Origin of the sequence: Gordonia heveisoli, from assembly GCF_030315745.1 — a bacterium.
In the GTDB taxonomy this organism is placed as follows: domain Bacteria; phylum Actinomycetota; class Actinomycetes; order Mycobacteriales; family Mycobacteriaceae; genus Gordonia.
The window spans coordinates 13,958-27,934 of record NZ_JASXSH010000017.1 but is presented as its reverse complement, the minus strand read 5'-3'; the positions used below and the strand labels follow the sequence as shown (position 1 = coordinate 27,934).

Genomic DNA, 13,977 nt, shown 5'->3' with positions numbered 1-13,977 from the left:
GCCGCAACCAATAAGTGCCGCTAAGCTTCTCGTGCACCACGCGGAGATTCACTCCGCGCATCTTTGCCGAACCACCACTGAGGGAGAACCCACCGAGATGAGCGATTCGCTGACGCCGTTGCTGGAGAACAACCGCCAGGCCGTCGTCGCCGACCTGGTCGGCGTGATCGAGGCCGAGGTCGCCGACCAGAAGGGACTGAGCGGTACCGCGGTCAAGGCCGGTTTCGCCGCTGCGCAGAAGGTCAAGCCGGGCGTCGTCCATCACGCCACCGATGTGCTGCTGCCGGACTTCTTGACCGCACTGGCGCCGTTCTGGGACAGCAAGCCTGCCGGTGTCGCGTTCGGAGATCACCTCGCCGCCAACGGCGATGCCGCGGCCGAGGCCCTGCTGACTGTCACCGACGATCAGGCCGAGTCCGCGAAGCCTGCGCTGGCGAAGATCTATGGATCGCTGCGCGGCAAGGCAAAGACGTATGTCGTCGCCGCACTGCCGCGGGTCGGTGCCGCGATCGAGCGACACGCGGCCTGATACCGTTCGCCGCCCTCAGGCAGCGGAGGTCACGATGAGCAGCAATGCGACGACCACGCCGACGAGGGCGGCGAGCATCGACAGCACACGCCAAACATGTACCCGCGCAGGTGAGCAGTCGGTACGTTGAGAAGGAGCGACCTGGGGTGAGGCCATGACCTGTCACCACTTTCGGTTATCCGGAGCAACGGGGGCCGCGGGTTCCACGGTCACCGCGTTGGTACTGCAGTGATCAATGTGTCACATGTTGCACTCTGAGAGTGAGATGTGAGACACGCGTGTCGGATAACGAAACAGCATCATGATGATACAGGGGATTCCGCGATGAACCAGAAGACCGATGACCGGATGGATCTACGGTCCGCATGGCTCATCTTCATCTCCTGCTGTGCGGTGAGCATGGTCGTCGCCGCGATGGCCGCACTCAACACCGCGCTTCCCGACATCGCCATCGCCACCGGCGCCGACTCCGGTCAGATGACGTGGATCATCGACGGGTACACCCTGGTGATGGCGGCACTACTGTTACCCGCCGGTGCGATCGGCGACCGCTTCGGCCGACGCGGGGTCCTCATCGTCGGCCTCATCCTGTTCGCCATCGCCTCGCTCCTGGCCATCTGGGTATCGGGGCCGACCCAACTGATCGCCACCCGCTGCTTCGCCGGTCTCGCCGCCGCACTGATCATGCCGACGACACTCTCGCTGATCACGTCGGGAGTGCCACCGACCAAACGGCCGTTCGCGATCAGCGTCTGGGCTGCGATCGCGGGGGCCGGGGCGGTCGTCGGGCTCTTCGGCACCGGAGTCCTACTCGAATTCTTCTCGTGGGAATCGATCTTCATCGCCTTCGCCGGCTCCGCCACTCTGATGGCCGCCCTGTGCCTGACGATCGGCACCTCCAAGGACCGGCATCCCGATCCCTTCGACTTCCCCGGCTCGGTCACCTCGATCATCGCGGTCGCCGCGATCGTGCTGGGACTACTGGAGGCGCCTCACCGGGGCTGGGACGACGCCCTGGTCATCTGCGGCCTGATCCTCGGCGTGGCCTGCGCGGCGTTGTTCGTGTTCATCGAACTGCGTCGGCGCCATCAGCTGCTGGACGTCCGACTGTTCACCAACCGGGCCTTCTCGGCAGGCTCGCTGTCGGTGTCCTTGCAGTTCTTCGCCTCCTTCGCGATCTTCTTCCTCTTCCTCCAACGACTACAGCTCGTCTTCGGTTACAGCGCACTACAGTCGGCGATCGGCCTGATCCCGATGGTCACCGCGACCGTCGCCTTCGGACTGCTCGGCAACTGGGTGGCAGTGCGATTCCACTCGCTGCGTTTCGTTCTCGGTGGCGGCATCCTGCTCGCCGGTATCGGCATGATCCTGCTCGGCACCGTCGACTACCACACCTATTGGGGATCTATCTGGTTGATCGCGCTGTGCGCCACCGGTATCGGCCTGGCCACCGCCCCGTCGACGACGGCCATCATGTCCAACACCCCGCTGGACAATCAGGGCATCGGTTCCGCGGTCAACGACACCGCACGCGAACTCGGCGCCGCCATCGGCATCGCCCTGGCCGGGTCGATCCTGGCCGCCGGATACACCTCCCGCATCCGCGAGACCGCAGACCTCGCCCGCGCACAGCTCACCGCGGCCGGCCAACCTCAGGCCGTGGCCGACGAAGCCGCCGAACATATTTCGAGGTCACTGGCCGAGGCCACCGAGGTAGTCGCCCAGTTGCCCGCACAGGCCGCCCCGCTCGCACAGCGCATCAGTGAAGGTGCGCAGCAGGCCTTCATCGAACCGATGAACCAGGCCTGCATCGTGCTGGGTTCAGTACTGGTGGTCGGCGCCCTGGTGCTGTTGTGGATCACGCCACGGCGGGTCACCGAGATCGACGAGGAAATCCTCGACGAGATCCCCGGCGACACCGATGATCCCGACGACGCCGACGACGCCGACGACGCCGTGGCGCGGGATCCCGAGGAGATCGGCGACCGCATCAACTGATCGGCCGCACAAGGACTCCCCGCGCGAGGCCCCGCTCCTCAGCGCATCACGACAACAGCGCCGCGTCGGGCCTTCGGTCCCGACGCGGCGCTGTCTCGTCGCTATATGTGGTGGATCAGGCGGGTGCGCCGGCGGATTCGGCCGCGTCGGCCGCAGTCGCCTTCGCCCAGCGGTAGTCGGCCTTACCTGCCGGGGTTCGCTTGACCTCGTCGACGAAGACGATCGTGCGCGGCACCTTGTACCCGGCGAGCGTCTGGCGGCAGAAGTCCTGGATCTCACCGAGACTCGGCTCGGTGGCACCGTCGGTCAGCCGGGCCACCGCAGCGACCCGCTGCCCGTACTTGGGATCCGGCGCGGGCACGACGAGCGCATCGGCCACCGCGGGATGTGCGTGCAGGACCGCCTCCACCTCTTCGGCGTAGACCTTCTCACCGCCGGTGTTGATGCATTGCGAACCGCGGCCAAGGAAGACGATGCTGCCGTCGGCTTCCACGGTGCCCATGTCACCCAGTACCGAGATGCGGCGGCCGTCCGGCAGCGTCGGGAAGGTCTTGGCGCTCTTCTCCGGATCCTTGTAGTAGCCCAACGGCACATTGCCGATACGTGCGATGTAGCCGACTTCGCCGGACCCGGCCTCGATCTGGTTCAACCGCTCGTCGACAACCATCATCCGCTCCGACGGCGGCGACTTCAGACGACCATTCTCGTCCAGTTTGATCTCACCGTCATTACCGGACTCCGACGCCCCGAAGTTGTCTCGCAGCACCAGATCCGGCTTGACGGCGAGCATCCGCTCACGCACGTGCTGCGACCACAGGGCACCGCCGGAGGTGATGGAGAACATCGACGACAGATCGACCTCATCCTTGCGGCGTTCCATCTCCTCGACCAGCGGCATCCCCATCGCGTCACCCACGATGAGCACGATGTTGACCTTCTCCGACTCGATCTCGTTGACTATCGCCTCGGCGTCGAACTCGCGCTGGATGACCAACCGCGAACCCAGGTTGAAGAAGGTGAACAGCGAGTATGAGGCGGCTCCGTGCATCAGCGGCGCGGTCAGCGCGAAGGCCAACCCCGGGAAATCCTTCACCGCAGTAGCGATCTCGTCGAGATCCTTACGTGGTTCACCGTACGGATTGCCGCCCGAGAGCGGCTTGCGGAAGAAGTCGTCGTGCTGCCACATGACTCCCTTGGGGAAGCCGGTGGTTCCACCGGTGTAGATCAAGTACAGCTCTTCGCCGTTGCGCTCCTCGAAATCCCGTTCTGCCGACAGCTTCTCAGAATCGGTGAAAGCGATGATCTGAACCTTGCGACCGTCCGGGAGTGCGGCCGCCGCCGCGGTCAGCTCGTCGACGATCTCGCCGATCACGAAGACGACCCGCACAGTCGGGTTGTCGGCGAGGACGGCTGCCACACTGCGCTGGTGTTCCGGCAACTCGACGACGATCGCGGCCGAATCCGAGTTGTCGAAGATGTACTGGAGTTCGGCGTTGGTGTAGCGGTAGTTGACGTTGACCGGCACCGCCCGGATCTTCAGCAGCCCGAGCAGACTCGTGACATGTTCGACACTGTTCTTCAGGAAGAGTGCGACGTTGTCGAAGGCCCCGATGCCGGCACCCGCCAGTAGATGGGCGACCTGATTGGACATCTGGTCGAGTTCGGCATAGCTGATCTGGCGTCCCTGGTAGCTGACCGCGATCCGCTCGGGGACCGAATCAGCCACTGTCTCAAAGACATCGGCGAGGTTGAATTTCATCGTGAGATCTCCTTATCGACCCGGGGGCGTCGATTGTGAAACAACTACTGGGAAGCGGACTGACAATGGGGTCGAGTTCATGCTGTTAGCACCAAGCCACTTGTCGGAACACCGGTTCCGGCGGTGACCACAACGCGCTGGGCGTCGGGAACCTGATTGACCGAGTCTCCGCGCAACTGCCGGACAGCTTCGGCGATGCCGTTCATACCGTGAATGTAGGCTTCGCCGAGCTGGCCGCCGTGGGTGTTGAGCGGCAACCGGCCACCGACTTCCAAAGCGCCGGGTTCACGGACGAAATCCTTCGCCTCACCGCGGCCGCAGAAGCCGAGCTCCTCCAACTGCATCAGCGTGTATGGCGTGAAGTGGTCGTAGAGAATGGCCAGGTCCACGTCGTCGGGTCCCAGCCCGGATTGGGCCCACAACTGCCGACCGACCAGCCCCATCTCCGGCAGGCCCGCGAGATGATCACGGTAGTAACTGGTCATGATGAACTGATCGTCGGCGCTGCCCGCGGCCGCCCCGGCGATGATCGCCGGACGATGCGGAAGGTCCTTGGCGCGTTCGGCGGAGACCACCACGATCGCCACGCCGCCGTCGGATTCCTGGCAGCAGTCGAGCAGGTGCAACGGCTCGGCGATGTAGCGAGACTCCTGATGCTGTTCCAGGGTGATCGGCTTGCCGTAGAAGAAGGCGGCCGGGTTGGTGGCCGCATGCTTGCGGTCGACGACGGCGATCTGCCCGAAGTCCGCGCTGGTCGCACCGTAATCGTGCATATAGCGTTGGGCGACCATGGCCACGAAGGCAGCCGGGGTGGACAGCCCGTGCGGGTAGCTGAACGCATTGTCGGTGCCCGAGGAGTTCTCCTGGTTGGCGACCGCGCTGTTGACCTGGCCGAACCGCAGGCCAGACCGTTCGTTGAAGGCACGATAGGCGACAACCACGTCAGCGACGCCCGTGGCCACCGCCATCGCCGCCTGCTGAACGGTGGCGCAGGCCGCGCCGCCGCCGTAGTGAATCCGCGAGAAGTAGGTCATCTCCCGGATACCCACCGCCCGGGCGACGGCGATCTCGGCGTTGGTGTCCATGGTGAAGCTGACCAGGCCGTCCACGTCGGCTGGAGTCAACCCTGCGTCGGCGATCGCGGCGGACACGGCCTCGGCGGCCAGGCGGAGCTCGCTGCGGCCGGAGTCCTTGGAGAATTCGGTCGCGCCGATTCCGACGATCGCGGCCTTACCCGACAACGTGCCCATCAGCCCGCCTCCCCGATCACGGCACCGAGAGTGAGCTTCACGGTGGAGATCACATGCTTACCCAACGAATTGCTGCCCGTCACCGCGATCGTGACGACGCCGTCTTCGGCGATCTCGGTCACCTCGCCGACGAAGGTCACCGAATCGTAGGAATACCAGGGCACACCGAGTTTCAGTGCGATGGAACGGATCCGGGCATGGGGACCGGCCCAGTCGGTGATATAGCGCTCCACCAAACCGGTGTCGGTCAGGATGTTGACGAAGATGTCCTTGGATCCCTTGGCCTGGGCTAGGTCCCGGTCGTGATGGACATCCTGGAAATCTCTGGTGGCCAGCGCGGTGGCCACGACGAAGGTCGGTGTCGCCTCGATGGTCAGCGGTGGCAGTACATCAGCAACCGCGACAGGAGGCATGGCAAGACTCGTCATCGCGTCAGTGTCCTTCGGTCGCATCGGATTCGGCCGGCGTCCAGGCGTACAGGGTCCAGGCCGGATTTCCGGTGGCCTCGTCGGCGGGAAAGTCCAGGAATGTTGTGGTGACCGGCATGCCGATCGCCACCCGAGCCGGGTCGACGTCACGCAGCTCGCCGAGCAGCCGGACCGGATTCGCCAGGGACGCACCGGTTGCGTCGCGGTCCAGTTCGACCAGTGCCACCACGAACGGCAACTGACGTCCGGGCACCTTGGGGGCGCGGTGGACGACGAAGCTGTACACCGTGCCGGTACCCGCGGCGACCACATAGTCGGTCTCGGGGACGACTCCGTCCGCGGCGCGCGGCTTCCAGGTGGCGGGGATCGGCGGATGCCGTAACGAACCGTCCGCGGTCTGCTGGATGCGTAGTTCGTGTGCGGCGACGCCGTCCCAGAAGAATGCGGTGTCACGCGAGACGCTCGGCTTGAGCATTCGACTCGGATCGAGATCCTCGGGTACCGGGTCGAGTGTGCGCTCCGCCGCCTCCGACGTGGCCGAATCCTTCGCCGCCGGACGGAATTTCAAGATCCGGAACCGCATCTCGGCGACCACCTCGTCACCGACCGACCACACGTTGCGGGTGGTGAAGAACCACCCCTCGCCCAGGGCGGTGTTCTTGGGTCCGACGACCTCGACGAGTTCGGCCGAGATGGCGACCTCCTCGCCCGGACGCGTGTACCGGTGGTATTCGGTGTCGCAGTTGGTCGCCACCACCGAGGTAAAGCCGGCGGCGTCGAACAGTTCGGTGGCCCGCCCCAGCGGATCGTCGTCGGCCCGCACCCCGTGCAGACCACGCATCGTCCACACCTGCGCCATCGCCGGCGGGGCGACGATGCCCGGATGCCCGGCCGCGCGTGCCGCGGATTCGTCTGTGTAGATGGGGTTCTCATCCCCCATCGCCTCGACCCAGTTGTGGATCATCGGCTGGTTGATCGGATCACGACCGGCCTTGGGCGCGCTCGACCCGGAGTCCATGATGACCTGCGCGGCGGCGCGGATCTGCTCGGCGTCGCTGCGATCGTCGATGACGCTCATCGGTTGTCGTCCTCCATCGGTACCGTCCTCCGCATCAGCGCTTCGCCCGGGGTAGACCCAGACCCGCGGTCGCGATCATGTCGCGCATGACCTCGTTGACACCACCGCCGAAGGTGATGACCACATGCCGCTTCTGCTGGACGTCGAGCCAGTCCACCAGAGCCGCCGTCTCCGGGTCGGTGAAATCGCCGTAACGGCCGATGATCTCGTTGACCATCCGGCACACCGTCTGCACCCGCTCGGTCGCGAACACCTTGGTCGCCGCGGCGTCGGCCATCGAGATGGCCTCACCGGTCGAGGCGACCTGCCAGTTGAGCAACTCGTTGATGCGGGCGTAGGCGTCGATCTGAGCCAAGGCGCGCCGCACGTCGGGATGTTTGGCGATGACCGTGCCGTCCGGACCCGGGCGCTGTGTCCACTCCCGGATGCGGCCGGCCAGACCATCGATGCGTCCGGCCGGTCCGAGCATGACGCGCTCGTGGTTGAGCTGGGTGGTGATCAGCTTCCAGCCGCCGCCCTCCTCGCCCACTCGCATCGAGATCGGCACGCGCACATCGTTGTAGTAGGTCGCGTTGACGTGGTGGGCACCGTCGGCGGTGATGATCGGAGTCCAGCTGAACCCCGGGTCGGTGGTGTCGACGATGAGGATCGAGATGCCCTTGTGTTTGGGGGCCTCCTTGTCGGTGCGCACCGCCAGCCAGATGTAATCGGCGTCATGCCCGCCGGTGGTGAAGATCTTCTGGCCGTTGACGACATAATGGTCGCCGTCGCGAACCGCACTGGTCGTCAGCGACGCGAGGTCGGTACCGGCCTCCGGTTCGGTATAGCCGATCGCGAAATGCACCTCACCGGCCAGAATGGCGGGCAGGAATTTCTGCTTCTGCTCTTCGGTGCCGTGGACCTGCAGGGTCGGCCCGACGGTCTGCAGGGTCACCGACGGCAGCGGGACGTCGGCGCGAACCGCTTCATTGGTGAAGATCTGCTGTTCGATGTCACCGAAACCCTTGCCGCCGTATTCCTTCGGCCAGCCGACACCGAGCCAGCCGTCGCGACCCATGCGGCGAATGACCTCCCGGTAGGTGGGTCCATGGCGCTCGGTGAGCATCGTCTTCGCCTCGTCCGGCGAGACCAGATCGGCGAAGTAGTGCCGGATCTCGTCACGCAGCGCGCGCTGGGAGTCGGTGAGATCAATGAACATCGGACACCCCGGTGGAGTTGGCGGCGGGCGAATCGGAATCGGCCTCCAGCACGTCGGCGAGTTCGTCGAGGCGGACGGCTCCGCCCCCGGCCAGACGCGCGAGATCCTTGGCGATGGAGAAATAGCGGTGCAATGGATAGGAGATGTCCACGCCGACCCCGCCGTGCAGATGCGTCATGGTGCGGGTGGTGGCGGGCACCTCGTCGGCGACCCAGTAGGTGCCGATGGCCAGATCCTCACTGGGATCGAGCCCTTCGGAGAGCCGCCAGGCCGCAGCGGTGGTCGCCAGGTTCAGCGACCGGCCGACGACATAGATGTCGGCCAGCTGCTGCCCGACCGCCTGGAACAGCGCGATCGGTTTGCCGAACTGTTCGCGCGTGGACACGTGGTCGGCGGTCAGCCGGGTGGCTCCGGATACGAGGCCGTCGGCGTAGGCACACAGGACCAGTCGGTACCGGTCGCGCAGCACGGCGATGTCGGTGCCGATGACATCGTCGTCGGCGACCTCGACATCATCGAAGGTCACGGTGAATTCGCCCCAGCCGCTGGACGCGGGCGTGCGGGTGATGCGCACGCCCGGAGCGTCCGCGGACACCACGACGATCCCCGCGTCGCACGCGACGAGCAGGAGCGAGGCCCCGGCCGCATGCAGCACGCCGACCTTGGTCCCGGTGAGGCGACCGCCCCGCAGCGTGGTGCGCGGGGTGCCGCTGAGCGCATCGCCGTGTTCGCCGAGCGCGATGGCCGCGAACCCGCCACCGGTGAGGGCGGCACCGAAACGCTGCCACACCGCACCGTCGACCGCGGCGAACACCCCGGCCGCGGTGAGGGTGCCGAGGGCCGGGGTGACCGCGGCCGCCTCGCCCATCCGGCGCAGCAATGGGAGCACGCCGAGGATCCCGACGTCGTCGCCGTCGAACTCGGCGGGCAGGGGCAGCACCATCAGCCCGGCGTCCACCAATGCCTGCCAGAGCGCGCCGTCGAAACCGCCGTCGGGCACAGCCTCGCCGCGCCGTCCGAAGGTCGACTCCCAGTCGGGCGTGTGACGGGCGAAGACGTCGTCGGCGACGTCGCGGACCGCGATCGCGGTCCCGTCCAGGGCAAAGTCCACCCGGAGCCTCCTCGCTGAAGAATTAGAACCTGTTCTAGTTGTATCAGACTATCCGTGCACCGGCCGATTTCGGGTGCTTATCGGCACTTTCCACGCCGCGTTGAGCACTCACCCACGGGGCAAACCGAGAATGCGTTCCGCCGCCGCCGTGCGCAAGATCTGGGTCGTGCCGCCGGCGATCGACAAGCACCGGTTCTGCAGGACCGTGTCGGCGGCATCGGTGGCCGCCAGCCCTTCGGCACCCAGCAGAGCCAACGCGACCTCGGGCACCGCCTGCCGGTGCTCGACACCGATCAACTTCCGCACACTCGCCACCGCGCCCGGATCATGGCCGGCCAGTCGCTGCGTCACCGCACGGGCATCGAGGACCCGGCCAACGTGTGCGTCGGCGACCAGTTCGCCGATCTCCCCCAACTCGCCACCGGTCAGCTCCCGATCCATCCCGGCCACCTGACGCAGCAGCGACTCCATCTCCTTACCCAGCCCGGAGCCGCCCATCGCCACGCGCTCATTCGCCAGCGTCGTACGGGCCAGTCGCCAGCCGCCGTTGACCTCGCCGACCACGCAGTCGTCGGGAACGACAACGTCGTCGAGGAACACCTCGTTGAAATTCGCCCGCCCGGTCATCTCCCGCAGCGGCCGGATGTCGAGGCCAGGCGAGGCCATGTCGATGAGGAAGTAGGTAATACCCTTGTGTTTCGGCGCGTCGGCATCGGTGCGGGCGAGGCAGATCGCCCACTGGGCGTTGTGCGCCTGCGACGTCCAGATCTTCTGTCCGGTCAACTTCCAGCCGCCGTCGACGCGTACCGCCCGGGTCCGCAGCGCAGCCAGATCGGAACCGGCCTCCGGCTCGGAGAACAGCTGGCACCAGACGATCTCACCCGCAAGCGTCGGCGCCACGAATCGCTTCCGCTGAGCGTCGGTGCCGTGTTCGAGAATCGTCGGGATGGCCCAGCCCGCGATCACCAGATCGGGCCGGTTGACCCCGGCAGCGTCGAACTCGGCGTCGATGAGCAACTGCAACGCGGCGTCGGCGCCCAAACCGTAGGGTGCCGGCCAGTGCGGGGTCAGATAACCGGACTCGGCCAGCAGCCGACGCTGATCGTCGCCACCGGCTGCCGCGATCGCCGCCACCTGGGCGCGCACCTCATCCCGACGACCCTCGACCTCGGACAGGTCGAGGGTGAACCGCCGCCGGATACCGGCCAGACCGTCTTCGGCGAGTGCCACCCGCTGTGCGTGCCCCCGCCCCAGAGTCACCTGCGCCGCGAGCGCCGAGCGCAGATAGAGATTGGCGTCATGTTCGAAGGTGAATCCGATGCCACCGAGGATCTGGATGCAGTCCTTGGTGTTGGCGACCGGTTCGACGGCCACGACGACGTCGGCGGCCAGTCGGCTGACCCGCAACTGATCGACGGCATCGGCGGCACCGCCGGTGAGCACATCGTCGATCGCACCGGCCAGATCCCAGGCCACCGCGGTGACCCGTTCACTGCGGCACAGCATCTGCGCACAGATGTGCTTGATCGACTGGAAAGAACCGATCGGCACCCCGAACTGGGTGCGAACCTTGGCGTAGTCGACCGCGGTGTCGAGAGCCCAGCGGGTCACCCCACTCTGATAGGCCGCGATCGTCGCCGACAGCAGTCCGGCCGCGAGTTCCGCGTCGGCGGCGTCGATGCCGAGCAGGTCGGCGACCGCGATGCCCTCAACCGCGACCCGCGACACCGAGGCAGTGCCGTCCAAGGGCGCCTGCGGCACGACTTCGGCGACCCCGACACCCGGCGGGATGACCCACCAGCCGACGACATCGGCGACCGACAGCCGGGTCAGCACGGCGGCACCGTCGACATATCCGGCGACCAGGCCGAGGTCGACCCGACCGTCGGCGAGGCGGGGAACGTCGTCGCCCGCATAGGCGCGAACGGGCGTCACCGCGACGAGTTCACCGGCGGCGAGTCCTGCCACCAGAGACTCGGCGCGGTCGTCATCGGCCCGTCCGAGCAGGATCGCAGCGGCCACCGTCGAGCCCAGCGGCCCGGGGACGAGGCTGGAGCCGCACTGTTCGAGCATCGCCGCGACGTCGGCGAACTGCGCGCCGAGTCCGCCCCGGTTCTCGGCGACCGCAGCCGCAAAGACCCCGAATTCGGCGAGCTGGCCGAGCAGTCCCACCCACTGGTCACGCGGCTTGTCGATATCCGACCGAACCAGTTCGGTTGTCGTCACCCCATCGGCCCAGGTGGCGATGGCGTGACGGACGGCAATCTGCTCGGACGACGTGGCGATTGTCACGATAATTCCTCTGGATGTCGAGTTGTGACGAATAATTAGAACCTGTTCTAATATGCCATGAGGGGCTGCGATCCGGTACTGCCGGTTTCCCGCCCCACCCGACTTCGATACGTGAGGATGTCCGAGAGCACATGGCCCGTTCCACATCAGGCAATGCCGCAATCGACGCACCCGATCCGGCGGCGTCCGCACCCTCCGCATCCCCGGCATCGGGCACCGAGGCCGGTTCCGCCGCGCAGCGCGAGCGTCGTCGCCGCATTCTCGACGCCACCCTCGCGCTGGCTTCCAAGGGCGGGTACGACGCGGTGCAGATGCGCACCGTCGCCGACAAGGCCGACGTCGCCGTCGGCACGCTCTACCGCTACTTCCCGTCGAAGGTCCACCTGCTCGTCACCGCCCTGGCCAGGGAGTTCGAGCGGGTTGAGTCGAAGGTCGATCGCTCGCAGCTGCGTGGCGACGGCCCCATCGAGCGACTGCGGCACGTGCTGGACATGATCACCTTCTCGATGCAGCGCGACCCGCTGCTGACCGAGGCGATGACCCGCGCCTTCATGTTCGCCGACGCCTCGGCGACCGCGGAGGTCGATCAGGTCGCCGGGATCATCGACCGGCTACTCGCCGGCGCGATCGTCGGCACGGGCGACCCCAGCGACGAGGATCTGGCCATCGCCCGCGTGCTGTCGGACGTGTGGATGTCGAACCTCGTGCAGTGGCTGACCCGACGCGCGTCGGCCACCGACGTGACCAACCGTCTGGAGCTGACGGTCCGCCTCCTCCTCAAGGGCCGCACCGACTGACCCACCCACCGGAGACGAATTCTGTTCGACTGGCCGACACCGCGCGTTTACGAAAAAGCGAACGACCGTTAGCCTTTGATTTCGTGCTCATCCGTGATCCCCGCGCCACCAAACTCGCGCGGGTGGCGCGTGGTCACGTCCGTCTCGGTTCCCTGTCGATCCCGATCTGGCTGATCACCGCACTCCTCTTCGTCGCAGGCGTCACCATCGGCCTGCAGTTCATCGCGTCGAGCTACGACGTGCGCGGACCGATCGAACGGATCGCCAAGGACTTCTCCGGCCTGCCCGGTTCGGCGGAAACCTACTTCGCCGCGCTGGCCATCGCCCTGATCGGGTTCACCCCGCGGGTGCGCTGGATCTCGGTCGGCGCGATGGTCGTCATCCAGGCGGGCTTCGTCCTCGGGCGATGGTTGCGCCACGACGAGTTCGCCCTCGGCGACGGCCCGCTGTACGTCATGATCGGCCTGCTCGCCTGGAGTCTGTTCGGACTGTCGGGCGACGCCCGGGCCCGTGCGCTCAAGCCACTCGGCGTCGGATTACTCCTCGGATTCGCGACGAAGATCGCCGATTCGTGGCTGATCGTGTCCACCCGCGCGCGGCCGCGGGTCCTCGACGAATACGTGATGGTCGCCGACGAGGCGCTCGGCCAGCCGTCCTGGCGCGTCGGCCAGGTGCTCGATGCCCTCGGGCCCGTTCCGTCTGCCATCCTGCACGCGGTCTACATCGGATTGCCGCTGGGCGCGATCGCGGTCGCGCTGTGGCAGCTGCGGCATGTAGCCCGCGGATCGTCGATCTGGCCGAGCCACCACATCATCCGGTCGTTCCTCGTCGTCGGCATGCTCGGTCCGCTGATCTATTTCCTGTTCCCGGTTGTCGGGCCGATCTTCGCCTATGGCGACGCCAGCCACGGATACCAGATCGCCGACATCTGGCCCGGCCAACTACCGCTCATCCCGGCCACACCCGACTGGCTCGACTTCGACTCCGCGACGGCCCGTAACTGCATGCCCAGTCTGCACACCGCGTGGGCGACGCTGATCTTCATCCACACCCGCCGCTCACCGCGACCGCTGCGCTACGCGGGCACCTTCTGGCTGGTGGCGACCCTCCTCGCAACGCTCGGCTTCGGGTATCACTACGGCGTCGACCTCATCGCGGGTGCGACGCTGTCGCTGACCATCGACTCGGCGCTGCGCGATCCGCGGCGTGGCTGGGGCTCGTGGCGAATCCAGCTGGTCGGCTACGGATCGGCGCTGTTCGCCGCGCTGTTGCTGAGCTACCGATACATGCCACTGCAGTTCGCCGGCCATCCGTGGGTCTTCGGGCCGGTGCTGCTCGCTGCCCTCGGATTGCTGATCGCGATGTTCTACCGGGAGTTCTTCGCCGGCCACCGATCCGAGCTCGCGACCGGCGGCATCGATGCCGAAACGACGAATCCCGCACCGGGACCTGCCCCAACCCCTGAGCAGACCCCGGCGCGGGGTTCATCCGAGCCGGAGGACGATCTCAACCTGTCCTCCGAACGCTGAATCGCGAC

12 protein-coding genes are annotated in these 13,977 nt (G+C 66.6%); 4 read left to right on the top strand and 8 right to left on the bottom strand.

The window, feature by feature from the left end; translation table 11 throughout:
- Positions 1 to 97 precede the first annotated feature (97 nt).
- On the top strand, positions 98 to 529 hold the full coding sequence (locus QSJ18_RS14985; protein ID WP_286327360.1) for a DUF6918 family protein: 432 nt from the start codon (positions 98 to 100) through the stop codon (positions 527 to 529).
- Between the two features lie 15 nt (positions 530 to 544).
- Here QSJ18_RS14985 and QSJ18_RS14980 read toward each other — a convergent pair whose 3' ends face one another.
- The gene (locus QSJ18_RS14980) at positions 545 to 685 is read right to left on the bottom strand and encodes a hypothetical protein (protein WP_286327359.1); all 141 of its coding nucleotides are present in this window, start codon (positions 683 to 685) and stop codon (positions 545 to 547) included.
- A 168-nt stretch (positions 686 to 853) separates the two neighbouring features.
- Between QSJ18_RS14980 and QSJ18_RS14975 the strand changes: the two genes are divergently transcribed.
- On the top strand, positions 854 to 2,527 hold the full coding sequence (locus QSJ18_RS14975) for an MFS transporter (protein ID WP_286327358.1): 1,674 nt from the start codon (positions 854 to 856) through the stop codon (positions 2,525 to 2,527).
- Positions 2,528 to 2,642: 115 nt separating this feature from the next.
- Here QSJ18_RS14975 and QSJ18_RS14970 read toward each other — a convergent pair whose 3' ends face one another.
- From QSJ18_RS14970 to QSJ18_RS14940, 7 genes are all read right to left on the bottom strand, one after another.
- Positions 2,643 to 4,286, bottom strand: a complete 1,644-nt coding sequence (locus QSJ18_RS14970; protein ID WP_286327357.1) for an AMP-binding protein — start codon at positions 4,284 to 4,286, stop codon at positions 2,643 to 2,645.
- 77 nt (positions 4,287 to 4,363) lie between these two features.
- On the bottom strand, positions 4,364 to 5,536 hold the full coding sequence (locus tag QSJ18_RS14965; protein ID WP_286327356.1) for a lipid-transfer protein: 1,173 nt from the start codon (positions 5,534 to 5,536) through the stop codon (positions 4,364 to 4,366).
- Positions 5,536 to 5,964: a MaoC family dehydratase gene (locus QSJ18_RS14960; RefSeq protein WP_286327353.1), complete on the bottom strand. Its 429-nt coding sequence runs from the start codon at positions 5,962 to 5,964 to the stop codon at positions 5,536 to 5,538. Before QSJ18_RS14960 ends, QSJ18_RS14965 begins: the two co-directional genes overlap by 1 nt.
- A gap of 4 nt (positions 5,965 to 5,968) precedes the next feature.
- Positions 5,969 to 7,042: a bifunctional MaoC family dehydratase N-terminal/OB-fold nucleic acid binding domain-containing protein gene (locus QSJ18_RS14955; RefSeq protein WP_286327352.1), complete on the bottom strand. Its 1,074-nt coding sequence runs from the start codon at positions 7,040 to 7,042 to the stop codon at positions 5,969 to 5,971.
- Between the two features lie 34 nt (positions 7,043 to 7,076).
- Positions 7,077 to 8,240 carry an acyl-CoA dehydrogenase family protein gene (locus QSJ18_RS14950; protein WP_286327351.1) on the bottom strand — a complete coding sequence of 388 codons (1,164 nt, stop codon included), beginning with the start codon at positions 8,238 to 8,240 and terminating at the stop codon, positions 7,077 to 7,079.
- Entirely contained in the window at positions 8,230 to 9,351 is a 1,122-nt protein-coding gene (locus QSJ18_RS14945; RefSeq protein WP_286327350.1) for an acyl-CoA dehydrogenase family protein, read from the bottom strand. The genes QSJ18_RS14950 and QSJ18_RS14945 overlap by 11 nt, the downstream gene beginning before the upstream one ends.
- 108 nt (positions 9,352 to 9,459) lie before the next feature.
- Positions 9,460 to 11,643: an acyl-CoA dehydrogenase gene (locus QSJ18_RS14940; RefSeq protein WP_286327349.1), complete on the bottom strand. Its 2,184-nt coding sequence runs from the start codon at positions 11,641 to 11,643 to the stop codon at positions 9,460 to 9,462.
- A gap of 131 nt (positions 11,644 to 11,774) precedes the next feature.
- On the opposite strand from QSJ18_RS14940, the gene kstR reads away from it, so the two are divergent.
- A complete protein-coding gene (kstR, locus tag QSJ18_RS14935) occupies positions 11,775 to 12,440 on the top strand; it encodes a cholesterol catabolism transcriptional regulator KstR (RefSeq protein WP_286327348.1) in 666 nt (221 codons plus the stop codon).
- Between the two features lie 83 nt (positions 12,441 to 12,523).
- On the top strand, positions 12,524 to 13,969 hold the full coding sequence (locus QSJ18_RS14930) for a phosphatase PAP2 family protein (RefSeq protein WP_286327347.1): 1,446 nt from the start codon (positions 12,524 to 12,526) through the stop codon (positions 13,967 to 13,969).
- Positions 13,970 to 13,977 lie beyond the last annotated feature (8 nt).